The 26,115-nt window shown below is 68.2% G+C and carries 20 protein-coding genes and 1 pseudogene; 7 read left to right on the forward strand and 14 right to left on the reverse strand.

The features are described 5' to 3' along the window. Positions 1–51: 51 nt before the first annotated feature. The 5 genes from ABID97_RS19995 to ABID97_RS20015 are packed head-to-tail and all read left to right on the forward strand — an operon-like array spanning position 52 to position 8,297. Entirely contained in the window at positions 52–3,597 is a 3,546-nt protein-coding gene (locus ABID97_RS19995) for a transglutaminase family protein (protein ID WP_354400244.1), read from the forward strand. Between the two features lie 50 nt (positions 3,598–3,647). Beyond that, positions 3,648–6,401: a circularly permuted type 2 ATP-grasp protein gene (locus ABID97_RS20000; protein ID WP_354400245.1), complete on the forward strand. Its 2,754-nt coding sequence runs from the start codon at positions 3,648–3,650 to the stop codon at positions 6,399–6,401. Between the two features lie 48 nt (positions 6,402–6,449). After that, complete coding sequence (locus ABID97_RS20005; RefSeq protein ID WP_354400247.1) at positions 6,450–7,436, forward strand: transglutaminase family protein; 987 nt, start codon at positions 6,450–6,452, stop codon at positions 7,434–7,436. Further along, positions 7,433–7,891: a RidA family protein gene (locus ABID97_RS20010; protein WP_354400248.1), complete on the forward strand. Its 459-nt coding sequence runs from the start codon at positions 7,433–7,435 to the stop codon at positions 7,889–7,891. The genes ABID97_RS20005 and ABID97_RS20010 overlap by 4 nt, the downstream gene beginning before the upstream one ends. Before the next feature lie 25 nt (positions 7,892–7,916). Then, entirely contained in the window at positions 7,917–8,297 is a 381-nt protein-coding gene (locus ABID97_RS20015; protein WP_354400249.1) for a hypothetical protein, read from the forward strand. On the opposite strand, the gene ABID97_RS20020 is transcribed toward ABID97_RS20015, so the two are convergent. From ABID97_RS20020 to ABID97_RS20055, 8 genes are all read right to left on the reverse strand, one after another. Continuing rightward, a complete protein-coding gene (locus ABID97_RS20020; RefSeq protein WP_354400250.1) occupies positions 8,197–9,222 on the reverse strand; it encodes a LacI family DNA-binding transcriptional regulator in 1,026 nt (341 codons plus the stop codon). The genes ABID97_RS20015 and ABID97_RS20020 overlap by 101 nt on opposite strands. Positions 9,223–9,346: 124 nt before the next feature. Further along, positions 9,347–10,330: a 2-hydroxyacid dehydrogenase gene (locus tag ABID97_RS20025; RefSeq protein ID WP_354400251.1), complete on the reverse strand. Its 984-nt coding sequence runs from the start codon at positions 10,328–10,330 to the stop codon at positions 9,347–9,349. A gap of 2 nt (positions 10,331–10,332) precedes the next feature. Further along, positions 10,333–11,286, reverse strand: coding sequence for a sugar kinase (locus ABID97_RS20030; protein ID WP_354400252.1), 954 nt, complete (start codon positions 11,284–11,286; stop codon positions 10,333–10,335). A gap of 14 nt (positions 11,287–11,300) precedes the next feature. Then, positions 11,301–12,044, reverse strand: a complete 744-nt coding sequence (locus ABID97_RS20035) for a sugar phosphate isomerase/epimerase family protein (RefSeq protein WP_354400253.1) — start codon at positions 12,042–12,044, stop codon at positions 11,301–11,303. Further along, positions 12,045–12,800 carry an amino acid ABC transporter ATP-binding protein gene (locus tag ABID97_RS20040; RefSeq protein ID WP_354400255.1) on the reverse strand — a complete coding sequence of 252 codons (756 nt, stop codon included), beginning with the start codon at positions 12,798–12,800 and terminating at the stop codon, positions 12,045–12,047. 35 nt (positions 12,801–12,835) lie between these two features. Continuing rightward, a complete protein-coding gene (locus tag ABID97_RS20045) occupies positions 12,836–13,633 on the reverse strand; it encodes a transporter substrate-binding domain-containing protein (protein ID WP_354400257.1) in 798 nt (265 codons plus the stop codon). 49 nt (positions 13,634–13,682) lie between these two features. Further along, positions 13,683–14,336 carry an amino acid ABC transporter permease gene (locus ABID97_RS20050; protein WP_354400259.1) on the reverse strand — a complete coding sequence of 218 codons (654 nt, stop codon included), beginning with the start codon at positions 14,334–14,336 and terminating at the stop codon, positions 13,683–13,685. 26 nt (positions 14,337–14,362) lie between these two features. After that, positions 14,363–15,034, reverse strand: a complete 672-nt coding sequence (locus tag ABID97_RS20055) for an amino acid ABC transporter permease (RefSeq protein ID WP_354400261.1) — start codon at positions 15,032–15,034, stop codon at positions 14,363–14,365. Positions 15,035–15,171: 137 nt separating this feature from the next. On the opposite strand from ABID97_RS20055, the gene ABID97_RS20060 reads away from it, so the two are divergent. Next, positions 15,172–16,893 carry a hypothetical protein gene (locus ABID97_RS20060; protein ID WP_503012785.1) on the forward strand — a complete coding sequence of 574 codons (1,722 nt, stop codon included), beginning with the start codon at positions 15,172–15,174 and terminating at the stop codon, positions 16,891–16,893. Positions 16,894–16,897: 4 nt separating this feature from the next. On the opposite strand, the gene ABID97_RS20065 is transcribed toward ABID97_RS20060, so the two are convergent. Next, entirely contained in the window at positions 16,898–17,428 is a 531-nt protein-coding gene (locus tag ABID97_RS20065; RefSeq protein ID WP_354400262.1) for a cysteine hydrolase family protein, read from the reverse strand. 67 nt (positions 17,429–17,495) lie between these two features. Beyond that, positions 17,496–19,088: an esterase/lipase family protein gene (locus ABID97_RS20070; RefSeq protein ID WP_354400263.1), complete on the reverse strand. Its 1,593-nt coding sequence runs from the start codon at positions 19,086–19,088 to the stop codon at positions 17,496–17,498. A gap of 201 nt (positions 19,089–19,289) precedes the next feature. Here ABID97_RS20070 and ABID97_RS20075 point away from each other — a divergent pair, with 201 nt between their 5' ends. Next, on the forward strand, positions 19,290–20,411 hold the full coding sequence (locus ABID97_RS20075) for an MBL fold metallo-hydrolase (protein ID WP_354400264.1): 1,122 nt from the start codon (positions 19,290–19,292) through the stop codon (positions 20,409–20,411). Positions 20,412–20,428: 17 nt separating this feature from the next. On the opposite strand, the gene ABID97_RS20080 is transcribed toward ABID97_RS20075, so the two are convergent. The 4 genes and pseudogenes from ABID97_RS20080 to ABID97_RS20095 all read right to left on the reverse strand — a co-directional run bounded on the left by ABID97_RS20080 (position 20,429) and on the right by ABID97_RS20095 (position 26,013). Beyond that, positions 20,429–20,617: a hypothetical protein gene (locus ABID97_RS20080; protein WP_354400266.1), complete on the reverse strand. Its 189-nt coding sequence runs from the start codon at positions 20,615–20,617 to the stop codon at positions 20,429–20,431. Continuing rightward, on the reverse strand, positions 20,617–23,010 hold the full coding sequence (gene parC / locus ABID97_RS20085; protein ID WP_354400268.1) for a DNA topoisomerase IV subunit A: 2,394 nt from the start codon (positions 23,008–23,010) through the stop codon (positions 20,617–20,619). The genes ABID97_RS20080 and parC overlap by 1 nt, the downstream gene beginning before the upstream one ends. Positions 23,011–23,097: 87 nt before the next feature. Continuing rightward, positions 23,098–23,989: pseudogene (locus ABID97_RS20090) on the reverse strand (lytic transglycosylase domain-containing protein). A gap of 26 nt (positions 23,990–24,015) precedes the next feature. Beyond that, a complete protein-coding gene (locus ABID97_RS20095; RefSeq protein WP_354400270.1) occupies positions 24,016–26,013 on the reverse strand; it encodes a DNA topoisomerase IV subunit B in 1,998 nt (665 codons plus the stop codon). Positions 26,014–26,115: the final 102 nt, after the last annotated feature.

The following is a 26,115-nucleotide window of genomic DNA, read 5'->3' on the forward strand; positions in this document are numbered from 1 at the left end:
TCACAAGAGACATCTTTTCGATGCAATCTCGCAGTACTGCACACAAAACGCATGTCCATTCACGCCGCACTCCACCACGTCACCCATTACAAATACGACCGCCTGGTGCAGCTGGGCCCGCAGGTCGTGCGCTTGCGTCCCGCGCCGCATTGCCGCAGCAAGATCATTTCGTATTCGCTGCAGGTCGAGCCGACCGAGCACTTCGTCAACTGGATGCAGGATCCGTTCGCCAACTACCAGGCGCGGCTCGTGTTTCCGGAGAAGACGCGTGAGTTCAAGGTCACGGTCGACCTCGTGGTCGAGATGGCGGTCTACAACCCCTTCGACTTCTTTCTCGAGCCCCAGGCCGAGAACTTTCCATTCAAGTACACCGCTTCGCAGGCCGAAGAGCTCGCGCCCTACCTCGTCACCGAAGAGGCCACGCCGCTGCTGTCGGCCTACCTCGACAAGATCGAGCGCAAGGAGCAGCGCACCATCGACTTCCTGGTCGGTCTCAACCAGCAGGTGCAGCAGGACGTCAACTACCTGATCCGCATGGAGCCCGGCGTGCAGACGCCGGAGGAAACGCTCACCAACGGCAGCGGCTCCTGCCGCGACTCCGGCTGGCTGCTGGTGCAGCTGCTGCGCCACTGCGGGCTGGCGGCGCGCTTCGTCTCGGGCTACCTGATCCAGCTCACGCCCGACGTGAAGGCGCTCGACGGCCCGAGCGGCACCACGGTCGACTTCACCGACCTGCATGCCTGGTGCGAAGTGTTCCTGCCCGGCGCGGGCTGGGTCGGCCTCGACGCCACCTCGGGCCTCATGGCCGGCGAGGGCCACATCCCGCTCGCCTGCACGCCCACGCCGTCGAGCGCGGCGCCCATCGAAGGCGGCGTCGACGACTCCGAAGTCGAGTTCGGCCACGAAATGAAGGTCACGCGCATCTACGAATCGCCGCGCGTCACCAAGCCCTACACCGAGGAACAGTGGGCCGAAGTGCTCGCGCTCGGCGACGCGGTCGATGCGCGCCTGAAAGCCGGCGACGTGCGGCTCACGATGGGCGGCGAGCCCACCTACGTGGCCACCAGTGACCGCGACGCGCCCGAGTGGAACACCGACGCGCTCGGCCCCACCAAGCGCGGCTATGCCACCGAGCTCGTCCACAAGCTGCGCGCCGAATACGGCAGGGGCGGCTTCCTGCACTTCGGCCAGGGCAAGTGGTACCCGGGCGAGCAGCTGCCGCGCTGGGCCCTGTCGATCTTCTGGCGCGCCGACGGCCAGACGCTCTGGCACAACCCCGATCTCTTCGCCGACGAGCGCGTGCCCACGCACTACACCAGCGAAGACGCGCGCCGCTTCACCACCGTGCTGGCGCACAAGCTCGGCATCACCGAGCGCTATGCGCAGGCCGGCTACGAAGACGTCTACTACTACCTCTGGCGCGAACGCCGCCTGCCGGTCAATGTCGACCCCTTCGAATCGAAGCTCGACGACGAGCTCGAGCGGGTTCGCCTGCGCCGCGTGTTCACGCAAAAGCTCGATGCCGTCATCGGCTACATGCTGCCGCTCGAACCCGCCAATGCCGACGTCGATGCACCGGCGCTCGAAGGCCCGGGCTGGAAGACCGGCCCCTGGTTCCTGCGCGACGACCGGCTCTACCTGATCCCGGGCGACTCGCCCATGGGCTACCGCCTGCCGCTCGATTCGCAGCCCTGGGCCAGCAAGGGCGACTACCCCTACCTGGTCGAGCGCGACCCGACCGCACCGCGGACCGCCTTGCCGAGCTCGGCCGACTACCGCGCACGCTACGCCGTGCCCGCCGACGGCGCGATGGGTGCCGACCTTGGCGCGGTGCCCTATGAATTCGGTGCCCCGCCCGTGGTGCCCGCGTCCCTGCGCATGCAGGCGCCGGGGGGCGCTGCCAACGCGGCTGACGCCACGGCCGCAGGCGATGGCAAGGGCAAGCCATCGCCAGCCGATGCAGCCGACAGCGCGGCGACGCCGGCCACGCGCCAGCCGCTGCGCGGCGAGTCGGCCCACTGGGTCACGCGCACGGCGCTGTGCGTCGAAGTGCGCGACCCGCGCCGCGCCAACGGTCCCGCGGCGGAGAAGAAGGGCAGCGCCTCGGGCGTGCTCTACGTCTTCATGCCGCCGCTCGCGCGCCTTGAAGACTACCTGGACCTAGTTGCGGCCGTCGAAGCCACGGCGCAGCAGCTGGGCATGCGCATCGTGATGGAAGGCTATCCGCCCCCGCGCGATCCGCGCCTGAAGATGCTGGCCGTGACCCCCGATCCGGGCGTGATCGAAGTCAACATCCATCCGGCCCACGACTGGAAGGAACTGGTCGACCACACCGAGTTTCTCTACAACGCCGCATTCGAGACCCGCCTGTCGGCCGAGAAGTTCATGACCGACGGGCGGCACACCGGCACCGGCGGCGGCAACCACTTCGTGATGGGTGGCGCCACGCCCGCGGACAGCCCGTTCCTGCGCCGGCCCGAGTTGCTCGCGAGCCTGCTGCTCTACTGGCACAACCATCCGTCGCTGAGCTACCTGTTCTCAGGCATGTTCATCGGACCGACGAGCCAGGCGCCGCGCGTGGACGAGGCGCGCAACGACCAGGTCTACGAACTCGAGATCGCGCTGAAGGAAATCGCGAAAAGCCGCGAGATCCACGGCCAGAACATGCCCGCATGGCTGGTCGACCGCACGCTGCGCAACATCCTGATCGACGTCTCGGGCAACACGCACCGCAGCGAGTTCTGCATCGACAAGCTCTATTCGCCCGACTCCAGCACCGGCCGCCTGGGCCTGCTGGAACTGCGCGCCTTCGAGATGCCGCCGCATGCGCGCATGAGCATTGCACAGCAGCTGCTGATCCGCGCGCTGGTGGCGCGCTTCTGGGACGACCCCTACAAGGCGCCCGTCACGCGCTGGGGCACCGAGCTGCACGACCGCTTCCTCTTGCCGACCTTCGTCAAGATGGACTTCGACGACGTGATCAGCGAGATGCGGCAGGCCGGCTTCGCCTTCGACATCGACTGGTTCGCGCCGCATTTCGAGTTCCGCTTTCCGCTGGTGGGCCAGGTGCAGGCCATGGGCGTGGAGCTGTCGCTGCGCAACGCGCTCGAACCCTGGCACGTCATGGGCGAGGAAGGCTCGGCCGGCGGCACGGTGCGCTATGTCGACTCGTCGCTCGAACGCATCGAGGTGCGCGTCACCGGCCTGAACGAAAGCCGGCACGTGATCACCGTCAACGGCAAGGTGCTGCCGCTGCAGCCCACCGGCACCGTGGGCGAGTTCGTCGCGGGCGTGCGCTACAAGGCATGGAACCCGCCCTCGGCGCTGCATCCGAGCATCGACGCCCATGCGCCGCTGACCTTCGACATCGTCGACACCTGGATGAAGCGCTCGCTGGGCGGCTGCCAGTATTTCGTGGCCCACCCGGGCGGGCGCAACTACGACACCTTCCCGGTCAATGCCTACGAGGCGGAAAGCCGGCGCATGTCGCGCTTCACCGAGATGGGCCATACGCCGGGCCTGATGCGCACGCCACCGGCCACCATCGAGCTCGCGGGCAGCCGCGAATTTCCTTTCACGCTCGATTTGCGGCGGTGAATGCAGGACACCTGCCGTCCGCATGACGGCGGTGTGACAATCCACACCCTGTGGAACCCCTGAACGAATCCCTGTTCGACGCCCAGGCGCTGGAATTTCCGGCCGCCCTGGCGTCGGCGCTCGCCCCGGCCGCCCTGCCCGGCCATTTCGACGAGCTGCGTGGACAGGCCACGCCCACGGCACTTGCGCGCCCCGCCATGGGCCTGCCGCCCATGGCCCCGATGCCGCCCCTGCTCTACGACGCCGCGGCGGAGCGACCGGCCTCGGGGCCGGCCACGCAGTCGCAGGCTCAGTCCCAATCGCAGGCCCAGGCACCCGCGCAGGCCAGCCAGCCCTCGCAAGAAAAGCCGCCCCTCACGCCATCGTGGAACGCCTTCTTCGACCAGCTCGGGCCGGGCGGCTTCGGCGACCTGCCGCGGCGCGCGGTCAGCCTGGAGCGGCAGATCCGCGACAACGGCGTCACCTACAACGTCTATGCCGACGCCAACGGGCCGCAGCGCCCCTGGTCGCTCGACCTGTTTCCGTTGATCGTCTCGCCCGAGAGCTGGAACCAGATCGAGGCCGGCGTGCTGCAGCGCGTGCGCGTGCTCGACCGCGTCATGGCCGACGTCTATGGACCGCAGCAGCTGCTGGCCGAGGGGCTGTTGCCCGCGGCGCTGGTGCGCGGCCACCCCGGCTACCTGCGCGCCCTGCACGGCGTGAAGCCGCCGGGCGACACCTGGCTGCACATCGCGGCCTTCGACCTCGCCCGCGGGCCCGACGGCAACTGGTGGGTGGTGTCGCAGCGCACGCAGGCCCCCTCGGGGCTGGGCTACCTGCTGGAGAACCGGCTCGCCATCACGCGCCAGTTTCCGCAGGCCTTCGAGGCGCTGCACGTGCAGCGCCTGGCCGCGACCTACAGCGCCATGATGGACGGCCTGCAGCACATGTGCCCGGCCGGCGTGCCGCCGCACATCGCGCTGCTGACCCCGGGGCCCTACAACGAGACCTACTTCGAGCACGCGTACCTCGCGCGCTACCTGGGCGTGACGCTGGTCGAGGGCAGCGACCTCACCGTGCGCGACCAGCGGCTCTATCTCAAGACCCTGCAGGGGCTGCGGCCTGTGCACGGGCTCATCAAGCGGCTGGACGACCAGTTCCTCGACCCGCTCGAACTGCGGCCCGATTCCACCCTCGGCGTGCCGGGTCTGCTTCAGGCGATTCGTGCCGGCAACGTGCTGGTGGCCAACATGCCGGGCTCGGCGTTCCTCGAGTCGCCCGCGCTGCTGGGCTTTCTGCCCGGCCTCGCGCGCCGGCTCATCGGCGAGAAGCTCAAGCTGCCGGCATTGCCGACCTGGTGGTGCGGCGAGCGCGCCGCGCTCGAAGCAGTGCTGCCCCAACTCGGCGACTGCGCCATCAAGCCGACCTACCCCGGCTCCGACGGACAGACCAGCTTCGACGCGGTGCTCGGCAGCGAGCTGAGCCGCCGCCAGCTCGACGAATGGGCCGGCCGCATCGTGCGCGAGGGCGAAGCCCACACGATCCAGAGCTACCTGCCACTGTCGCAGATGCCCACCTGGGCCAACGACCTGGGCCCGGGCCACATCGCGCCGCGCGCGGTGCTGCTGCGCGTGTTCGCCGTGAGCGACGGCGCGCAGTCGTGGCGCGTGCTGCCCGGCGGCCTCGCACGGCTCGCGGGCCGCGATGCGCAGATCGCCTCCATGCAGCGCGGCGGCAGCAGCGCCGACGTGTGGGTGCAGACGCATGGCGAGGTCGACCGCACCACGCTGCTGCAGCCGCATGCCACGCCCGCCTCGCTGGCGCGGCACCGTGCGCCCGTGACCAGCCGCGCTGCCGAGAACATGTTCTGGCTCGGCCGCTACACCGAGCGCGCGGAGAACGCGGTGCGGCTCGCGCGCCTCACGCTCAACCTGCTGGGCAGCGAAGACCAGTCGTCGCGCCCGCTGCTCGACTGGCTGCACCGCATGGCGCTGCGCAACGCGCTCGTGCCGGCCGGGGTGCCCAGCGCGCCGCAGTCGCGCCGCGTGTTCGAACGCGCGCTGATCGCCGAACTCGGCGACGTGGAGCACGGCGGCAGCGTGGGCTTCAGCCTGCTGTGCATCCGGCAGGCCGCGGCGGCGGTGCGCGAGCGGCTGTCGCAGGACAACTGGAACCAGATCGTGCGCGCCGAGGCCGAATTCCTGCGGCGTGCGGCCGAGCAGGCCGGCGAAGGCAGCTTTGCCACCGGAGCGGCCTTGCGGGCGCTCGAGACGGCGAGCACCGCGCTCGCCGCCATGACCGGCGCCCAGACCGACCGCATGACGCGCGACGACGCATGGCGCCTGCTGTCGATCGGCCGCCACATCGAACGCCTGGGCTTCCTGGCCAGCGCGCTGGAGGCCGGTTTCGACGGCGGTGCGGTGCACGAAGTGAGCGGCTTCGAGGCCATGGTGGCGCTGTTCGACAGCACCATCACCTTTCACGCGCGCTACCAGCAGCGACGCGACGTCGCCACGCTGGTGGACCTGCTGGTGCTCGACGCCGAGAACCCGCGCTCTCTCGCGTGGGTCACGCAGACGCTGCGCGGGCGCATCGCCCGCTTGGCGGGCAGCGCGCCCGGCAAGCTCACCGCGCTGTCGTACGAACTGCCCGACCCGGCCACCTGGACGCTGGAGCATCTCTGCGCCCCCGGCGCCGATGCGAGCTACCCTGCGCTCGTCGAGCTCCTGGCCAGTTGCGAGACGGCGGCCTACCATGTGTCCGACGCCATCGGCACGCGCTATTTCACGCTCACTTCCGAATCGCTGCGCTCCGTCGGGGCCTGACGCGGCGCTCTTCGCGCGCTTGCACCGAAGCGGCCCAAGGAAATTTCCATGCTTCTCCACGTCACCCACGAAACCCGCTACGAGTATTCACCTCCGGTCGAGACGGCGCAGCACCTGGCCCACCTGAAGCCGCTCGCCACCGGCTCGCAGCAGCTGGTGAGCCACAGGCTGTCGATCGAGCCGCAGCCCGCGCAGCGCAGCGAACAGCCAGACGTCTACGGCAACACGCGCGCGTTCTTCGCGCTCGAATCCACGCACGACAGCCTCGTCGTCACGGCCGAAAGCGTGGTCGAGACCTCGACGCCGCTGCTGGCGCCGGGCATTGCCCGCGACATGCCCTGGGAGGCCGTGCGCGAGCGCTTCCGCTACCGCAAGGATGCCACCTTCGACCCGGCCTCCGAGTTCGTTTTTCCGTCGCCCTACGTGCCGCGCCACGGCGACTTCGCAGCCTATGCGCGCGCGAGCTTCGCGCCCGAGCGGCCGACCTTCGACGTCGCGATGGATCTCACGGAGCGCATGTACCGCGACTTCGCCTACGACGCCGACAGCACCGAGATCAACACGCCCGCGGTGGAAGCGCTTGCGCAGCGCAAGGGCGTGTGCCAGGACTTCGCCCACATCATGATCGCCTGCTTCCGCGTCATGGGCCTGCCGGCGCGCTACGTGAGCGGCTACCTGCTCACGCAGCCACCGCCGGGCCAGCCGCGGCTGGTGGGCGCCGATGCCTCGCACGCCTGGGTGTCGGTGTACCTGCCCGGTGAAAGCGACGGCGATGGACCCGATGGCGCCGGCGGGTGGGCCGAGTTCGATCCCACCAATGGCCGCCAGCCCGGCGAAGACTACGTGGCGCTCGCCATCGGCCGCGACTATTCCGACGTGTCGCCGATGCGCGGCGTGCTGCACGGCGGCGCGCGCCACACGCTCAAGGTGGGCGTCACGGTGCGCCCCATCGAAGAGCTGCAGGCCGAAGCCGCGGAAGCGGCGCAGTCACAATCACGAATTCAACCGCAACTCCAGGACAAGGACCTCCCATGAGCGTTTACGACAAGCTTTCCAGCCTCGGCATCACCCTGCCCCCGGTGGCCGCACCCGCCGCCGCCTATGTGCCTTTCGTGCGCACCGGCAACCTGGTCTTTCTCTCGGGCCACATCGCCAGGAAGGACGGCAAGGTCTGGGCCGGGCAGCTCGGCGCCGGCATCGGCACCGAAGAAGGCAAGCAGGCCGCGCGCGCCATTGCCATCGACCTGCTGGGCACGCTGCACGCGGCCGTGGGCGACCTGAACAAGATCACGCGCATCGTCAAGGTCATGAGCCTGGTCAATTCCGTGGGCACCTTCACCGAGCAGCACCTGGTGACCAACGGCGCGAGCGAATTCTTCGCTGAAGTGTTCGGCCCCGAGAAGGGCGCCCATGCGCGCAGCGCATTCGGCGTGGCGCAAGTGCCGATGGGCGCCTGTGTCGAGATCGAGCTGATCGCCGAAGTCGGCTGACCCACGCACGCAACGCAGCCACACCATGAGCGTGCAGGCCCTGCGCTCGTCCTTCGGCAGCAACTGCCACTGGTGCGGGTTGCCGATGGACTTCGCGGAACCTCGCAGCACGCCCGAGTCGGCCACCATCGAGCACCTGAACGATTCGACGCTGGGCGGCGTGCGCAAGCAGAAGCACCGGCGCCTGGCCCACGCGGTCTGCAACCAGGCCCGCAACGAGTTCAAGCTGCAGGCCGAGCGCGGCTTCCAGCGCTGGATCGCCGAGCGCGTCGAGGCCGGCCTCGTCCACGCTTCGGGCCCTCTGGTCACGCCGGCCGGGACGAGCCCCGCACCACCAGTTGTCCCGGCAGCAACAGTTGCCGCGGCGGCGCATCCAGCCCCTGCAGCCGTTCGATCAGGCAGTTAGCGGCCGAGCGGCCGATGGCATCGGTCGGCTGCGCCACGGTGCTGAGGCCGGGGCCGATCAGCGAGGCCCATTCGGGATCGTCGAAACCGACGAATCCCAGGTCATGCCCGAACTGCCAGCCCAGCCGCGCCATCGATTGCGCGACGCGCAGCGTGACGACCGCATTGCCGGCCACCACCGCGGCGCGGCGCCCTCGCTTCGCGCGCTGCCGCAGCGCACGCAAGGCTTCGTCGAGCGCATCGCCGCCGGCCTCGACACTCTCGAACACCTCGCCCGACACGCGCGGCTCATGCGCCGCCACGCAAGCCCCGAAGGCGGCCGTGCGTTCGCGCCGCGAGCTCACGCCCTTCTGCGGCTCGGTCACGTAGAGCAGCTCGCGAAAGCCGCCTTCGACCAGGTGGCCGCAGGTGTCGCGCATGGCCGAGTGGTTGTCGAGCGCGACGAAGTCGGTGTGCATGCCGGCATGGCGGCGATCGACCAGCACCGCGGGCTTGCCGTGCAGCGTGACCGCGTCGACCACGTTGCTGCCGCGTCCCAGCGTGTTGAGGATGAAGCCATCGACCTGGTAGCCCGCGAGCGCATCGATGGCCTCGCGCTCGCGTTCGCTCTCGTTGCCGAGGTTGAACAGCATCACCAGGTAGCCGGCGTCCTGGCAGGCCTTCTCGGCCCCGCGCAGCACCGCCACCGAATAGGGATTGGTGATGTCCGCCACGATCAGGCCGATGAGCCGCGAGCGCCCGCGGCTCAGCGCCTGCGCCATCGGACTCGGGGTGTAGGCCAGCTTGGCGATGGCCGCCTCCACGCGCGCCGCGATGTCGCGGCTCAGGAGCCGGTCGCGGTGGTTGAGGAAGCGCGAGACGGTGGCCTTGGAGACGCCTGCGGCCTCGGCGACATCGGCGATGGTGGCGCGGCCGCTCGGGTTCATGGATTTGCTCCTTCCCCCTCCGGGGGAAGGCTGGGATGGGGGCAGGCAGAGCGCCCAATGGATACGCCGCTTGCCCCCACCCCTGCCCTCCCCCGGAAGGGGAGGGAGAAAATCCTCGGGCCTGTCATGCAGCTGCCGTATCGTACGCCGCCGTCGGCGTCTCGCCAGCCAGCACCTGCAGCAGATTCGTCGTCGCCAGCTCTGCCATGGCATGCCGCGTCTCATGGGTGGCCGAGCCGATGTGCGGCAGCGGCGTCACGCGCGGATGGGTGCGCAGGGGCGAATCGGCGGGCAGCGGCTCCTTCGCGAACACGTCCAGGCCCGCGGCGCGCAGCGTGCCGTGGTCCAGGGCGTGCAGCAGGGCCGCTTCGTCCACCGTGGCGCCGCGGCCGCCGTTGATGAACGCGGCCCCGGCCTTCATGCGCGCGAAGAAGGCAGCGTCGATCATGCCGCGGGTCGCGTCGGTCAGGGGCAGCATCGCCAGCACGATGTCCGACCGCGCGAGCAGTGCATCGAGCGGCGTGTGCGTGGCACGGCCTTGCAGTTCGGGCGCCTGCGCGGCCAGGTCGACGGGCCTTCGCGAGTGATAGAGCACCGGCATGCCGAAGCCGAGCGCAGCGCGGCGTGCCACGGCCTGGCCGATGCGGCCGAAGCCCAGGATGCCCAGCGTCTTGCCATGCACGTCGGTGCCGAAGAGCTCATCGCCGATGTTCTTCGTCCAGCGGCCTTCGCGCACGAGGTTCGAAAGCTCGACCACGCGTCGCTGCGTGGCCATCAGGATCGCGAACACCGTGTCGGCCACGGTTTCGGTCAGCACGTCGGGCGTGTGGCACAGCACGATGCCGCGCTTGTGCAGTTCCGCCAGTGCGTAGTTGTCGACGCCGACCGAGATGCTGGAGATCACCTCGAGCGCAGGCGCCGCGTCCAGCAGCGCGGCATCGACCGTGTGGCTTGCGCCAATCAGGCCGTTCGCCGTGCCGAGCGCAGCGGCAAAAGCCTCGGGCTCCTTGCGCGGATCGGCGACGGTGACATGGTGCGCGGCCTGGAGGCGCGCCAGCTGGTCCTCGGGCAAGGGCCGGAAGACGAGCACGTTCTTTTTAGTCGTCATGGTCAGAGTCCTGCTTCTTCAAGTTGTGCGCGGGTGGGCAGCCCTTCAGTGTCACCCAATACCTGCACCGCGCGTGCGCCGATCCAGGCGCCGCGGCGCACCGCCTCGGGCACGCTCCGGCCTTCGAGCAGGGCGCTCACCACGCCGGCCGCGAAGCCATCGCCCGCACCCACGGTGTCGATCACTTCCTTCACCGGGAAGCCTTCGACGCGGCCGGTGCCGGCCACGTCGCTGTCGTAGTAGGCGCCTTCGGCGCCGAGCTTGACGACCACCAGCTTCGCACCGCGCTCGCGATAGAAGCGCGCCACATCCTCGGGCCGGCTGTGGCCCGTGAGCAGCAGGCCTTCCTCGATGCCGGGCAGCACCCAGTCGGCGCGCGAGGCCAGCTCGTTGACCCAGTGGCGCATCGTGTCGGTCGAAGGCCACAACGTCGGCCGAAGGTTGGTGTCGAACGAGATCGTGCGGCCGGCCGCGCGCATCACGTCCATGCTCTTGAGCGCGGCCTGCAGGCTGGTGTCCGAGATGGCCGCGAACACGCCCGTGGCATGCAGGTGCCGCGCCGAGCGCAGCCAGGCCTCATCGACGTCGGCCGGGCCCATCTGGCTCGCAGCCGAGCCCTTGCGGTGGTATTCGACGGGCGGGTCGCTGCCGTCGGTGACGCGGCCCTTGAACTGGAAACCCGTGCGCTGCGCCGGATCGCAGATGACGTGCGAGCAATCGATGCCCTCGGCCCTCATGGCGGCGATGAGATAGCGTCCCATCGAGTCGGTGCCGAGCCGGCTGGCCCAGCCCACCTGGAGCCCCAGGCGTGCCAGGCCGATGGCCACGTTGGTCTCGGCGCCGGCCGTGCGCTTGTGGAACGACTCTGCGTCCTCCAGCGGACCGGGCCGGTCGGCCACCAGCAGCAGCATGGCTTCGCCGAACAGCGCGACATCGAAAGCGGTGGGTTCTGTCATGTGTGTGCTTCTGCCTACGCCCGTGCGGCGCGGATGAAATCGATCTGCGTGCGCGTGACGGCCAGAAGGTCGTCGCCTGCCAGGGGGTATTCGATGGCGTGCGGCACATCGGCGGGCAGTGCGCGCAGCACCGCGCGCCATGGCGCGGCCGAGTCGCCCAGCGGCACCGCCACCCACTTGCCCGGCAGGCGCTGCACGCCCTTGCAATGCACGTAGCGCACGCGGCGGCCCAGCGCCTGTGCAGCTTGCAACGGGCACTCGCCGACCCAGTGCCAGTTGCCCATGTCGAAGGTCATGCCCAGCTCGACGCCCGCGCGGTCGGACGCGTCGAAGAAGGCCTGCAGCGCGGGCAGCGTACCGGCGCGCACCGTCTGGTCGTTCTCGATCAGCAGCTCGACTCGCGTCTCGGCCAATTGCACCTTGAGGCCCCAGAGCGAGCCGTGCGAAGAAGGCTGGAAATCGCCGATGGACATCTTGAGCCGCTTCGCACCGACGCGCGTTGCTGCGGCGATGCCGCGCTTGAGCGCCGCGCCGTCGAGCCAGCCGCCTTCGGCCCAGAGGCCTTCGGGGCTGGAGTACACGGAAGCGAGACCGTTCAACGCAGGCAGTTCGGCATCCGCATCGCGCAGCATCTCGCCACGCACTTCAACGGAATCGGCGCCCGCTGCCGATGCCAGCCGCGCGCACCAGAGCTGGCCGTGCCGCCCCACCTCGGCCGCGCCGAAGGACGACAGAGAAATCAGAACGGAAAAGGACATTCAGTGTGCTTGATGGGAGCTCAGGATCTGGCCGAGGAATTGCCGTGTCCTTTCGTCCTTGGGTTGGCCGAAGAACTCGGCAGGCGGCGCCTGCTCGACGATCCTGCCGTCGGCCATGAAGATCACGCGGTCGGCGACGCTGCGGGCAAAGCCCATCTCGTGCGTCACGCACAGCATGGTCATGCCGTCCTCTGCCAGGCCGATCATGGTGTCGAGCACTTCCTTGACCATCTCGGGGTCCAGCGCCGAGGTCGGCTCGTCGAACAGCATGATCTTGGGCGACATGCACAGCGCGCGCGCAATGGCCACGCGCTGCTGCTGGCCGCCCGAGAGCTGGCTCGGATACTTGCGGGCCTGCTCCGGAATGCGCACGCGCGCGAGGTACTTCATGGCCACCTCTTCAGCCTGGGCCTTGGTCATGCCGCGCGAACGCATCGGCGCGAGCGTGCAGTTTTCAAGGATGGTGAGATGGGGAAACAGGTTGAACTGCTGGAACACCATGCCCACTTCGGCGCGCACCGCGTCCACGTTCTTGCCGCCGGCCGTGAGGTCGATGCCATCGACCACGATGCGGCCCTTCTGTACCGTCTCGAGCCGGTTGATGCAGCGGATGAGCGTGGACTTGCCCGAGCCCGAGGGCCCGCAGATCACGATGCGCTCGCCCTGGCGCACCGACAGGTCGATGCCGGTCAACACCTGGAATTCACCGTACCACTTGTTGACCGCTTCCATGCGGATGATCGATTCCGTCGTCATGCCAGGATTCCTTGTTCGTCTTCAGCCTCGGCGGCTCACTGCATCTTCGGCAGGTCGGCCTGCAGCCACTTCTGGTAGAGCTTGTTCAGCTCGCCGTTGGCGGTGTTCCTGGCAACGAACTCGTTGACCGCCTTGTGCAGCTCGTCCTGGCCCGGGCGCATCGCGATGCCCATGGATTGCTGCACCAGCGTGAACTTGTTTTCGTAGGTGCCGGCGGGCACGCGCTTGGCGATCTGCGCGGCCACGGTCACCGAGCAGCCGATGGCATCGACCTGGCCCGAGATCAGCGCCTGCATGGCCGAGGCGTCGTCGTCGAAGCGGCGGATCTCGGTGCCTTCGGGCGCGGCCTTGGTCACGGCCACGTCCTGCGTGGAGGCGCGTGCCACGCCCACGCGCAGGCCCTTCAGGTCGGCTGCGGCCTTGATGGGCGTCTTGGTGGCGCCGTACAGCACGATGGTGGCGGCCGCGTAGGGCTGCGAGAACTGCACCTGCTTGGCGCGCTCGGGCGTGATGGCAAGCGATGCGACCAGCAGGTCGACCTTGTTGGTCAGCAGGAAGGGAATGCGGTTCGGGCCGGTCACCGGCACGATGTTGGCCTTGACGCCCCATTCCTTGGCCAGCAGCTTGGCCACGTCGGCGTCGTAGCCGTCGGGCTGGTTCTGCGCATTGGTGGTGCCGTAGGGCGGAAAGTCAACCAGCATGCCGATGGTGATCTCGCCCTTCTTCTTGATGTCGGCCACGGACTGTGCCGAGGCGAAAGGTGCGAACACGGTGAGCGCGGCGCCAAGGCCGAGGGCTGCGAGCGCAGCGCGGCGGGTGGGGGTACGGGTCATGGGATGTGTCTCCTGGAAATGAAGGGATGCGACGAAGAAGAAAAGGTAATCAACGGGCCAGGGCCTGGGCGCGCCTGCGCTCCATGCGGGCCGCGAGCAATGAGAGCGGCCAGCAGATCGCGAAGTAGATGGCGGCCACCACCGAGAACACGACCAGCGGCTGGAAAGTGGCGTTGTTGATGATCTGGCCCGCGCGGGTGACTTCGGTGAAGCCGATGATGGCCGCGAGCGACGTGCCCTTGATGATCTGCACCAGGTAGCCCACCGTGGGCGCAAGCGCGATCTTGAAGGCCTGCGGCAGCACCACGTCGCGCATGCGTGCGCTGTAGCCGAGGCTCAGCGCCTCGGCGGCTTCCCACTGGCCGCGCGGAATGGCCTGGATGCAGCCGCGCCAGATCTCGCCCAGGAAGGCCGCGCTGTTGAGCACCAGTGCCACGCCCGCGGCGATCCAGGGGTTGATGTCCAGCCCCAGCACCGGCGCGCCGAAGAAGATCAGGAACAGCTGCAGCAGCAGCGGCGTGCCCTGGAAGACCTGGATGAACACCGTCGACACGGTGCGCGCCCAGCCCGATTCGGAGGTGCGCATGAGCGCGATCGCCAGCCCCAGGATGGCGCCGCCGACGAAGGCGATGGCCGACAGAGCGAGCGTCCACTTGGCCGCTTCGAGGATGAAGAGAAATTCGGGAAAGCCGAAAGTGCGCATGATGGTTTGTGCTCCGTGCGTGCCTGCTAGCGGCGATCCGGGTAGTTGAGCGTGCGCTTGTAGATGAGCTTGAACAGCGCCGAGAAAGCCAGCGCCAGCGCCAGGTAGATGGCAGCGACCACGATGTAGATCTCGAAACTGCGGAAGGTCTGCGACTGCAGGTTGGCGGCCACCGACGTCAGGTCGTCGGCCGAGATGACCGACACCACGGCCGAGCTCAGCATCAGCAAGATGAATTGGCTCGTGAGCGCCGGGTAGATGGCCTTGAGCGCGGGCTTGATGATCACGAAGCGGAAGATCTCCCAGGGCTTGAGGTTCAGCGCCCTGCCCGCCTCGATCTGCCCCTTGGGAATGGACTCGATGCCGGCACGGATGATCTCGGTCGCGTAGGCGCCGAGGTTCACCACCATGGCCACCAGCGCCGCAGTTTGCGGGGACCAGCGCAGGCCGATGGCCGGCAGTGCGAAGAAGAAGAAGAACAGCTGGACCAGGAACGGCGTGTTGCGGATCACCTCGATGTACGCATTGACGATGAAGCGCAGCCACCCCGGGCCCGAGGTCTTGCCCCAGGCACAGAAGATGGCAACCACCAGGCCGATCAGCGTGGCGGACAGCGAGAGCTGGACCGTGATCCACGTGCCCTTGAGCAGCAGCGGCCAGGCAGCGAACACGGCGTCGAATTGGAACTGGTAATTCATGGGTGCGGCAAAACACGGCGAAGGGCCGCGCACATGCCTGAAAGCAATGCTTGCAGCTTATATGAAACCGGTTTCAGGAAAACCTAGGGATTGCCCTAGGTCAGCCTTTCGGCCGCCCTTCTGCCTACACTGGCGCGATGCTGAATACACCCGAGGTCCCCCTTCGCGCAGCGCCGGGCGCATCCCTGGCGGGTGTGGCCGCGGCACCGGCCGTGCAGCATTTCAGGCAGGCCCTGCTCTGGCCCCTGCGGCTCATGCCCGCCGCGGATGCCAAGCCCGCGCACCACGGCCCATGGCATGTGCTGCGCGAGATGGGCGATGCCTCGCCCTGGCGCGAAGAGATCGACGAATACACCGGCGACAGCAGCCGCTTCCACGAGCGGCACTACAACGAGTTCGTGAGCTTCCTGCCCTATGTGCAGCGCTTTCTCTACGGCGAGGGCCGCTCCCGCAGCAAGGACGGCGCGGCAACAGGCAGCGACCGCGACTCGCCGATGCGCGTCTTCCGCCGCCACGACATCGCGGCGGTGCGCGTGGTCGCGCAGGCCGGCGATGCGCCCATCACGCTCGACGTGGTGCATTGCGACCTGTACTTCTTCTTCGACATCGACGTGGTGCTGCTGAACCTGGAGGTGGGCGCCGACCACCTGAGCCTCGCGCAGGCGCAAGACCTGCTCTATCGCTTCGGCCGCGCCTATCCGGCCGGTTGGGACACCGGGGGCAGCGCGCTGCATTGCATGGCCAGCGTCGAGTGGCTGGCCCCGGACGGCAGCGTGCTGGCGCGTTCGGATGCGCAGCAGCGCGAGGCCTTCCTCTCGCACGTGGCGCAGCACCGCGCGCCGCGCATTTCGGCCCACTGGGCCTACCTGATGCAGCCGCTGGTGAGCGACCATTCCGACGACCCCGGCGTGCTGCGCTACCGGCAGATCGAGTACTACCGCATGCCGGTGATGGCCTACCTTTCGCTCGACGATCCCAAGCGCCTTTCGCGCAACGACTTCATCCGGCTCGGGCTGGTCACCGGCGCCGCCGAGGCCGACGCGGCGCAGCATGCGCACCTGCCCTATGCCGACGAACATCTGGCCGACTTCGAGCATCGCTATTGCTACGACCGCTTCTGGGTCGATGCGGGCGCGGCGCCGAACACGCGCTATCTCTGCAACGGCCATGCACTCATCGTGGTGGGCGATGCGCGCTCCGAATTCTTCTGCTGCCGCGACCGCGGCGTGCTCGCGCAGTTCAGGCACCAGCACTTCCTGCTGTTCCTGATCGCGCATTTCCAGAAGGCTTCGCTCCTGATGTTCTCGGACCAGCTGGTGGAGGCTTTGGAGCGCCTCGACATCCGCAGCACGCCGAGCGTGAAGCAGTTCAAGCGAGCGATCCGCGCGAGCTTCGAGCGCTTCCTGCGCTTCACGCACCGCTACTGGTTCCACGAGATCTCGGAGCAGGCGCAGGTGCGTGCGCTCTCCCACATGTGCGCCAGGCACCTCGGGCTCGATCCGCTCTACGACGAGGTCAAGGCGCGCATCGCCGACATGAACACCTACCTCGATGCGGACAGCCTGCGCCGACAGGCCAGCACCGTGGTGCGGCTCACGGTGGTCACGCTGTTCGGGCTGATCGGCACCGTGACGACGGGCTTCCTCGGCATGAACCTGCTGGCCGAGGCCGAGGCGCCGCTGTGGCGCAAGGCGCTCTGGTTCGGCGTGGTGTTCATCTTCACGACCTGGCTCACCATCTACACCATGGTGAAGTCGCAGCGGCTGTCCGACTTCATCGATGCGCTCTCGAACGACCGGCTGAGCTTGCGGGGCAAGCTGGCCGCGCTGGCGCGCGTGTGGCGGCCGGGCGCCGACTGACCGGTCAGAAGGCGATGCCGGCCGAGTCCACGGCGCGGATCGGCACGCCGAAGCTCGTGATGTCCGCCAGCGTGGCGTTGTGGTGCGCCCGGATGAAGGCGCCCGTGGCATGCGGCTTGTCGTGCGAGGTGTGGGCATCGGCCGCGAGCACCACCTCGTAGCCCAGTGCCGCGGCGCGCCGCACGGTGGTGTCCACACAGAACTCCGACGAGTAGCCGCAGACCACCACCTGCCGTACCGCCTGCCCGGCCAGCCAGGCCTCGAGAGGCGTGCGCAGGAAGGAGTCGGGCGTGGTCTTGCGGATCTTGGTGTCGCCGGCATCGACGTGCAGCGCATCGGCGAGCTGCCAGCGCTCGGAATCGAATTCGAGGTCGACGTCGTTCTCGTGCTGGATGAAGGCCACCGGCACGCCCGCGGCGCGCGCGCGTCCGGTGAGTGCATTGATTCGCTGCACCACGTCGGCCGCCTCGTGGGGGCGAGGTGGATCGTCGCAGAGCCCACGCTGCATGTCGATGACGAGTACGGCAGTTTTCATGATGGCTGTGAGGCAGGAGCTTGGGTCACCGAGTATGGCGCCGCAGCCGGCCTTCCGGGCGCCCGCTTCAGCTCCAGGCGCTCACCTCGAGCCGCACCTTGCCGCTGATGCCCGGCGCCGCCGGTGCCGCGCCCAGGCTGGAGAGCGGCACGATGAACTGCAGCTTGCCATTGGCCAGCTGCTTCGGGCTGATCGGCAGCGACGCCTGCCCCGCGGTGTCGGTCTGCCAGCCGTACTTGACGTTCCAGTTCTGCGCCGGATCGTCGGCCTGGGGCGGCCCGATCTCGATGACCAGCGTGTCGCGGAACAGCGAACTGCCTTCGTAGTGGCCGTCGAGCCAGAACTTCTTGTTCACCTGGTAGTCAGGCACCCGCACGCCCAGCGTCATGGCATAGGCCAGCGTCGGCCGGTCCTGCTTCACGCGGGCCTTGTTGGCCAGGAACACGGTCGACAGATAGATCGAACGGCGCTCGGCCTTGGCCGGATCGGTCAGCTCCTTGTGAGTGCGGCAGGCGGGCGAGTCTTCCTCGGCCACGCGGCGGCTCAGGTACCAGCGCTTGCCGCGCGGCGCGGCGAGCAGCTCGACCTGGTAGAGCGCATCGACGTCGGCGTCCTTGGGCAGGTCGGGCGGCAGCGTGACGCCGTCCACGTCGAACCACAGGTCGACGCGCACGTCGCCGAACAAAAAGCGCACGAGGTTCTGGTAGGCCTCTTCGGAGTTGACGATGCCGAAGTAGCCCGAGTGCGAGCGGAAGGCATAGGCGGTGGCCACGGGCCTGCTGCGCCTGGCCTCGTCGACCGACCACAGCGAGGCGTTCTCGATGCGCACCAGCCCGTCGCTGCCGTGGCCCGCGAACATGCGCGACAGGCCCTTGGCCGCTTCGTAGTCGCCGCGGTTGGAGCCCACCATGCAGAAGAAGCGCTCGGCCGGAAAGGCCGCGGCCGGCAGGTAGTCCATGCGGCCGTCGACCGGCGCCGTGTCCAGGAACTCCGACATCTTCTCGCGGTTGAAGGTGTTCATCTCGTTGGCCGTGAGCCAGGCCGGCACGTTGACGCCGCCCATGTCGATGCCGTTGTGCGGCGTGGCATAGGTGAACACCTTGTCGACGCACGCGCGCGCCGCCGCATCGCCGAGCGCGGGGTTCTGCAGGAAGGCCCGCACCACCAGGCCCCCCATCGAATGCGCCACCAGGTAGCAGCGAAAGTCCGCGGGCGAGAAAGCCGGCCCTTCGCGCTGCGCCACCAGGTCGCGCACGCGCAGGATCAGCTTGCTCAAGCCCTGCGCGTAGATCTTCACGTCGCGCGACTTGCCGTCGCCGAGCAGTTCGGAGCCGCTGTCGTAGTAGCGGTAGATGACGATGCACGCAGCCGGGATGCCGTCCACGTCCTTGCCGGTTTCGTCGGGCGAGGGCTTCCAGTCGTTGTCCAGGATGTCCAGGCCGTTCTGGTAGACGCTCTGGTACTGGTAGTCGGCCAGGAGGCGCACCACGGGGGATTCGAAGACGAACTTCTGCGCCGGCGCGTCCTTCTTGACGGTGGCGCGGTACACGGTGGAGCCCACGTTGAAGCCGCAGAACGGATCGGCGGCGGTGTCGTCGCGCTCGGCTTCGGTCATCGCGTAGCCGCGCACGTAGATGATGGGATAGCGGTTGCTGCTCATGGCCTGTGCGCCTCCTGGTTGCCCGCGAAACATGGCGCTTTCCAGTGTGCCGCGGCATGCCGGCGCCATCCATAGAACGCATGGCATACGACAGGCGGCAGGCGGCAGGAATGCCCCTTTGGCCCGAATGTTTCTGCCGCTGAAACCATTGGGCGCGGCGTGCGGGCTAAGCTCGCGCCGCAAAACCCGACAACACCCGCCATGAACGACGATGCCCGCCCCTCGAATCTCCTGAAGCGCAGCTTTCGCCGCTATGGCACCTTGCTGCTCGCGGCCAGTTGCACCCTGGTGGCCGCCTGCACGAGCAACAGCGGATGCGAGGCACGCTACGACGCATCGCCGCAGTTCAAGGGCTGCACCTTCCAGAACCTGCCCAATCCCGATCTCCTGCCTTCCGCCGCCGCATGGCGGATCTGGTCGCGCTTCATCGTGGGCAGCAAGATCGACACCGTGCCGGTCGACCCGATCCCGGTGCGCATGCTGAACACCGCCGACCTGGACGCGCTCGACGCCAAGGCCAACCACGTGGTGCGGCTCGGCCACTCGTCGCACCTGCTCAAGCTGCAAGGCAAATACTGGCTGATCGACCCGGTCTTCAGCGAGCGGGCCTCGCCGTTCAGCTTTGCCGGGCCCAAGCGCTTCCACCAGCCCCCGCTCAAGCTGGAGCAGCTGCCGCCCATCGAAGGCCTGATCCTCTCGCACGATCACTACGACCACCTCGACGTGGCGACCATCGAGTACCTCGCGCGCCGCGTGCAGCACTACTTCGTGCCGCTGGGCGTGCGCGCGCGGCTGGTGGCCATGGGGGTGCCGGCCGAGCGCGTGACCGAGCTCGACTGGTGGCAGGGTGGCGAGCACGACGGCGTGAAGCTCACCGCCACGCCGGCGCAGCACTTCTCGGGCCGCACGCTCAACGACCGCGACCGCACGCTGTGGGCCTCGTGGGTGGTGCAAAGCGGCGACCAGCGCATCTTCTACAGCGGCGATTCGGGCTACTTTCCGGGCTTCAAGCAGATCGGCGAGCGCTTCGGCGGCTTCGACCTGGCGCTGATGGAAAACGGCGCCTACGACCCCTATTGGCCCGCGGTGCACATGACGCCCGAGCAAAGCGTGCAGGCCTTCGAGGACCTGCGCGGCAAGGTGCTCTATTCGGTGCACAACAGCACCTTCGACCTTGCCTTCCACACCTGGCACGATCCGCTGGACCGCATCGCCAACCTGTCGGAAGCCAGGAAGATCGAACTCGCGACGCCGGTGATCGGCGAAGTGCTGACGGTCGGCAAGGCGCGCACCAACGTGCGCTGGTGGCAGGGCCTGCACTGAGGCCCGCCGCAGAAGCTCTAGCCGCGTTCCTTGCGCTCGCGCGCCCGGCGCTGCTGCCGCGTCTCGGTGGCCTGCGCCGCGATGCGGTCTTTCTCGCGCTGCCTGGCCCCGCGTTTCAGGCGCATGCGGCGCCCGAACCAGAAACTGCCGATGCCCGTGACAACCGCGATGACGAGGCCGATGACGCTGATGTCGAAACCGCCCATCACAGCACCCGCACGATGCTGGCCGGCTTGAAGCCGAGGTCGGCCGCCTTGCCCTTGCGCGCACGGCTGCCGCGCGCGTTGTTGAGCGTGCGGATCTCCAGCGTCTCGTCGCGCTCCTTGCCGCCGCGTCCGATGCCCTCGATCTTCACGCTGCGCGTGTAGGCCGCGGCGCCCGCCAGCGTGTCCTTCGCTTCCAGGTCGATCAGCGTGAGGCCGCGGCCGCCCTTGGGCAGGCTCTTGAGCTCGCCGATGTCGAAGGTCAGGATGCGGCCGCCGGTCGAGGCGCAGGCCACGTGCGTGGCGGCCGGCATCGGCTCGGCGCCGCTCGCGCCGCCCACCAGCGACGGCCGGCAGAGCTGCTCGCCCTCGCCCACGTCGATGAAGGCCTTGCCGCCGCGCTGGCGCGACATCATGTTCTCGACCGTGGCAATGAAGCCGTAGCCGCCGGTGTTGGCCAGCAGCACGCTCGCGCCCCCCGGGCCCGCGAAGAAATGCGTCACGTGCGTGCCGGCATCGAGTTCGATGAGCGTCGTCACGGGCTGGCCGTCGCCGCGCGCACCGGGCAGCGACGCCACGGGCACCGTGTAGACACGCACCGATTTGTCCTTGGCGCTGCCGAAGACCAGCAGCGTGTCGACGCTGCGGCATTCGAACGCGCCGTAGAGCGTGTCGCCGGACTTGAAGCTGTATTCGGGCGCGGCCGAACCGTTGCCGCCGTTCTTCTCGCTGGCCCAGCCTTTCTGCGCGCGAACCCAGCCCTTCTGCGACACGATGACCGTGACCGGCTCGTCGACCACCTTGACTTCGGCCACGGCACGCTTCTCGGCCTGGATCAGCGTGCGGCGCGGGTCTTCGAAGGTCTTGGCGTCGGACTCGATTTCCTTCACCAGCAGGCGGCGCAATGCAGCGGGGCTGGCAAGGATGTCTTCGAGCTTCTTCTGCTCTTCGCGCAGGCCCTTGAGCTCCTGCTCGATCTTGATGGCTTCGAGCCGCGCGAGTTGGCGCAGCCGGATTTCGAGGATGTCCTCGGCCTGGCGTTCGCTCAGGTCGAAGCGCGCGATGAGCGCGGCCTTCGGGTCTTCCGCCGCGCGGATGATCGCGATCACCTCGTCGATGTTCAGCAGCACCAGCTGCCGGCCTTCGAGGATGTGCATGCGGTCCATCACCTTGCCCAGCCGATGCTGCGAGCGCTTCTCGACCGTGACCGCGCGGAACGCGATCCACTCGTTGAGCATCTGGCGCAGCGACTTCTGCGTGGGCTTGCCGTCGATGCCCACCATGGTGAGGTTGATGGGCGAAGAGGTTTCCAGCGAGGTCTGCGCGAGCAGCGTGGTGATGAACTCTTCCTGGCTGATGCGCGAGGTCTTGGGTTCGAACACCAGGCGCACCGCGGCGTCCTTGCTGGATTCGTCGCGCACCACGTCGAGCACCGAGAGCATCGCGGCCTTGAGCTGGGTCTGCTCGGCACTGAGCGCCTTCTTGCCGGCCTTGACCTTCGGGTTGGTGATTTCCTCGATCTCTTCGAGCACCTTCTGCGTGCTGACGCCCGGCGGCAGCTCGTTGACCACCAGCTGCCACTGGCCGCGCGCGAGGTCTTCGATCTTCCAGCGCGCGCGCACCTTGAGCGAGCCGCGGCCGGTGCGGTAGGCCTCGGCGATATCGGCCGGGCCGCTGATGATCTGGGCGCCGCCGGGGTAGTCGGGGCCGGGCACGATCTGCAGCAGTTCCTCGTCGCTGAGCTTGCCGTTGGCCTTGATCAGCGCCACGCAAGCATCGGCGATCTCGCGCAGGTTGTGGCTCGGGATCTCGGTGGCCAGGCCCACGGCGATGCCGCTCGCGCCGTTGAGCAGCGTGAACGGCAGGCGCGCGGGCAAGAGGCGCGGTTCTTCGGTGCTGCCGTCGTAGTTGGGAATGAAGTCGACCGTGCCCTCGTCGATCTCGTCGAGCAGCAGGCTGGTGATGCGTGCGAGCCGCGCCTCGGTGTAGCGCATGGCCGCGGCGCCGTCGCCGTCGCGGCTGCCGAAGTTGCCCTGGCCGTCGACCAGCGGATAGCGCTGCGAAAAATCCTGCGCCATGCGCACCAGTGCGTCGTAGGCGGCCTGGTCGCTGTGCGGATGGAAGCGGCCGAGCACGTCGCCCACCACGCGCGCGCTCTTCACGGGCTTGGCGCCCACGGTGCCGTTGGCGCCGCCGAAGCCCAGGCCCATGCGCGACATCGAATAGAGAATGCGCCGCTGCACCGGCTTCTGGCCGTCGGACACATCGGGCAGTGCGCGGCCCTTGACCACGCTGAGTGCGTATTCGAGGTAGGCGGTTTGTGCGTAGTCGGCCAGCGTGAGGGTGGTGTCGCCGTCGGTGGGACCCTGGAGATCGAGCGGAGGTTGGGAGTCCATGGAGAAGAGAGAAAGAGAAACAGTTGCGGGCCGTGCGCTTGCGCGTTCAGCCTGGAGTGAAAGCCTCGAGAAGGCGCGGATGCGGCATCAGGACACCGGCGTCTCGGCCGTGGCGTCCGGCACCGGCGGCTGCTCCGGGGCACGGGGCATCGCCGGCATGCTGCCCGGCGAATCGGGCGGCATGTTGCCGCGGCCCAGGGCACCGCCCTTGGGCACCACCAGTTCCATGCGGATGCGTCCGGGCGCCCGGCCGCCCCGCGCGGCGCTGCCGCTGCCGCCGCCCGCCGCCACGGAGGGCTTGAGGTAGGCATAGAGCTGCAGCACCGTCTGCACGTAGTTCTGCGTTTCCTTGTAGTTGGGGATCTTGTTGCCCGCGCGCTGCACCGCGCCTTCGCCCGCGTTGTAGGCGGCCAGCGCCAGTTCGATCTGGCCCGGGAACATGGCGATCAGGTCGCGAAGGTAGCGCGAGCCCGCGGCGATGTTGATGCGCGGATCGAACAGCTTCTTCTCGATGCTGCTGCGCTTGTCCGCCGAGACCGCCATAGCGCTGGGCCGTGGCCGGCATGAGCTGCATGAGGCCCATCGCACCCTTGGGCGAGACGGCCTGCGCGTCAAAGCCCGATTCGGTGGCGATCAGCGCCTGTAGAAGTTCATAGTCGATCGAATGCTTGTCCGCCGCATCGCGCAGCGCGGCCTTGGCGGTCTTGTAGCTGGGCGAGGCCTCGAACAGCGCGAGCAGGGTCTGGGACGCGGGCGGCACCTTGCCGTCGAGCTTGCGGCCACCGCGCCCGAGCGGCGAGATGCCCTGCGAGGTGTCGAAGCTCTGTCCGCCGCGAAAGAAGATCTGGTAGCGCTCGTCGATCTTTTCGGATGCGAAATGGGCCACGCCCTTGGTGTCGATGTAGCCGTAGATGTCAGCGGCGTGCGCCAGCCCGTGCTGCGCGCAGAGCAGCAGCAGGGCCAGGAACAACGGACGCATGAAATCTGGGATTTTCACGAGGGTGGTCAAACATCGATGTCGACATCGTCGGCGCGCAATTCCATCAGCTCGCGCCGCGCGGCTGCCTCGCCCTTGCCCATGAGCTTGGTGATCTCTCCCTGGGTGGACGTGAAGTCGAAGCGCCCCAGCTGCACTTTCATGAGGCGCCGGGTATCGGGATTGAGCGTGGTTTCCCACAATTGTTCCGCGCTCATTTCGCCCAGGCCCTTGAAGCGGCTGATGCTCCAGGCGCCTTCGCGAACGCCGTCCTTGCGCAATTTGTCGAGCGTGGCGGTCAGTTCGCCCTCGTCCAGCGCATAGACCTTGGAGGCCGGCTTCTTGCCCCGCGCAGGGGCATCGACGCGAAAGAGTGGCGGCTTTGCGACATAGACGTGGCCGGCTTCGATGAGCTTGGGAAAGTGCCGGAAGAACAGCGTGAGCAGCAGCACCTGGATGTGCGAGCCGTCGACGTCGGCGTCGGAAAGGATGCAGACCTTGCCGTAGCGCAGCCCGCTCATGTCGGGCGAATCGTTGGGGCCATGCGGATCGACGCCCACGGCCACCGAGATGTCGTGGATCTCGGTGTTGGCAAACAGCCGGTCGCGCTCGACCTCCCAGGTGTTCAGCACCTTGCCGCGCAAGGGCAGGATGGCCTGGCTCTCCTTGTCGCGGCCCATCTTGGCGCTGCCCCCGGCCGAGTCGCCCTCGACCAGGAAGACCTCGTTGTGGCTGATGTCCTTGCTCTCGCAATCCGTCAGCTTGCCGGGCAGCACGGCCACGCCGGAGCCCTTGCGCTTCTCGACCTTCTGGCCGGCACGCTGCCGCGTCTGTGCGGCCTTGATGGCCAGTTCGGCGAGCTTCCTGCCGTAGTCGACGTGCTGGTTGAGCCACAGCTCGAGCGCGGGCCGCACGAAGCTGGACACCAGCCGCACGGCGTCACGCGAATTGAGGCGCTCCTTGATCTGGCCCTGGAACTGCGGGTCGAGCACCTTGGCGCTCAGCACGTACGAGGCACGCGCGAACACGTCTTCCGGCAAGAGCTTCACGCCCTTGGGCAGCAGCGAGTGCAGTTCGATGAAGCCCTTCACCGCCGTGAAGAGGCCGTCGCGCAGGCCGCTTTCATGCGTGCCGCCGGCGCTGGTGGGAATCAGGTTGACGTAGCTCTCGCGCACCGGCTGGCCGTCTTCGGTGAAGGCCACGCACCAGTCGGCGCCCTCGCCTTCGGCGAAGTTGTCGGCGTTCTTGTCGGCATGGCCGCTGCCTTCGAACAGCGGAATGACGGGATCGCCGCTGAGCGTCTGCATCAGGTAGTCGCTCAGGCCGCCCTTGTAGAGCCACTGCTGCGTTTCCTTGGTCTTCTCGACCGTGAGCGTGACGCTCACGCCGGGCATCAGCACGGCCTTGCTGCGCAGCAGGTGCGTGAGTTCGCCCATCGGCAGCGCGGCGGTCTCGAAGTACTTCGCATCGGGCCAGGCGCGCACGGTGGTGCCCTGCTTGCGCTCCCCGGCTTCGAGCTTGCGGATTTCCAGCGGCTCGATCACGTCGCCCGCGCTGAAGGCCAGCCTGGCCGACGAGCCTTCGCGGTGCGAGACGACCTCGAGCCGCTTGGAGAGCGCATTGGTCACCGACACGCCCACGCCATGCAGGCCGCCCGAGAAGCTGTAGGCGCCGCCCGAGCCCTTGTCGAACTTGCCGCCGGCATGCAGCCGGGTGAACACCAGCTCGACCACGGGCGCCTTTTCCTCGGGGTGCAGGCCGAAGGGAATGCCGCGGCCGTCGTCCTCGATGCTGACCGAGTTGTCGGCGTGCAGCGTGACCTTGATCTTCTTGCCATAGCCCGCCAGCGCCTCGTCGGCCGCGTTGTCCAGCACCTCCTGGATGATGTGCAGCGGGTTGTCGGTGCGGGTGTACATGCCCGGTCGCTGCTTCACGGGCTCGAGGCCCTTGAGCACGCGGATGGAGCCTTCCGAGTACCCGGAGGACGCGGACGATGAACTGGGGGGAGTCTTGGGGGGAGTCGCCATGGGGGCGGATTGTAGTCAGTCGCGATCAAACAACTGGATACCCATACAGGCACGTCCCGTCTACAGCTGGGAGGACTCCTGGCCGAACCTTGCGACACGGGA

Origin of the sequence: Variovorax sp. OAS795 (genome assembly GCF_040546685.1) — a bacterium.
In the GTDB taxonomy this organism is placed as follows: Bacteria; Pseudomonadota; Gammaproteobacteria; order Burkholderiales; family Burkholderiaceae_C; genus Variovorax.

Coding starts and splice junctions, on each gene's coding strand:
- ABID97_RS19995 (WP_354400244.1), top strand. CDS start 52: ATGTCCATTCACGCCGCACTCCACCACGTCACCCATTACAAATACGAC.
- ABID97_RS20005 (WP_354400247.1), top strand. CDS start 6,450: ATGCTTCTCCACGTCACCCACGAAACCCGCTACGAGTATTCACCTCCG.
- ABID97_RS20010 (WP_354400248.1), top strand. CDS start 7,433: ATGAGCGTTTACGACAAGCTTTCCAGCCTCGGCATCACCCTGCCCCCG.
- ABID97_RS20015 (WP_354400249.1), top strand. CDS start 7,917: ATGAGCGTGCAGGCCCTGCGCTCGTCCTTCGGCAGCAACTGCCACTGG.
- ABID97_RS20020 (WP_354400250.1), bottom strand. CDS start 9,222: ATGAACCCGAGCGGCCGCGCCACCATCGCCGATGTCGCCGAGGCCGCA.
- ABID97_RS20025 (WP_354400251.1), bottom strand. CDS start 10,330: ATGACGACTAAAAAGAACGTGCTCGTCTTCCGGCCCTTGCCCGAGGAC.
- ABID97_RS20030 (WP_354400252.1), bottom strand. CDS start 11,286: ATGACAGAACCCACCGCTTTCGATGTCGCGCTGTTCGGCGAAGCCATG.
- ABID97_RS20035 (WP_354400253.1), bottom strand. CDS start 12,044: ATGTCCTTTTCCGTTCTGATTTCTCTGTCGTCCTTCGGCGCGGCCGAG.
- ABID97_RS20040 (WP_354400255.1), bottom strand. CDS start 12,800: ATGACGACGGAATCGATCATCCGCATGGAAGCGGTCAACAAGTGGTAC.
- ABID97_RS20045 (WP_354400257.1), bottom strand. CDS start 13,633: ATGACCCGTACCCCCACCCGCCGCGCTGCGCTCGCAGCCCTCGGCCTT.
- ABID97_RS20050 (WP_354400259.1), bottom strand. CDS start 14,336: ATGCGCACTTTCGGCTTTCCCGAATTTCTCTTCATCCTCGAAGCGGCC.
- ABID97_RS20055 (WP_354400261.1), bottom strand. CDS start 15,034: ATGAATTACCAGTTCCAATTCGACGCCGTGTTCGCTGCCTGGCCGCTG.
- ABID97_RS20060 (WP_503012785.1), top strand. CDS start 15,172: ATGCTGAATACACCCGAGGTCCCCCTTCGCGCAGCGCCGGGCGCATCC.
- ABID97_RS20065 (WP_354400262.1), bottom strand. CDS start 17,428: ATGAAAACTGCCGTACTCGTCATCGACATGCAGCGTGGGCTCTGCGAC.
- ABID97_RS20070 (WP_354400263.1), bottom strand. CDS start 19,088: ATGAGCAGCAACCGCTATCCCATCATCTACGTGCGCGGCTACGCGATG.
- ABID97_RS20075 (WP_354400264.1), top strand. CDS start 19,290: ATGAACGACGATGCCCGCCCCTCGAATCTCCTGAAGCGCAGCTTTCGC.
- ABID97_RS20080 (WP_354400266.1), bottom strand. CDS start 20,617: ATGGGCGGTTTCGACATCAGCGTCATCGGCCTCGTCATCGCGGTTGTC.
- parC (WP_354400268.1), bottom strand. CDS start 23,010: ATGGACTCCCAACCTCCGCTCGATCTCCAGGGTCCCACCGACGGCGAC.
- ABID97_RS20095 (WP_354400270.1), bottom strand. CDS start 26,013: ATGGCGACTCCCCCCAAGACTCCCCCCAGTTCATCGTCCGCGTCCTCC.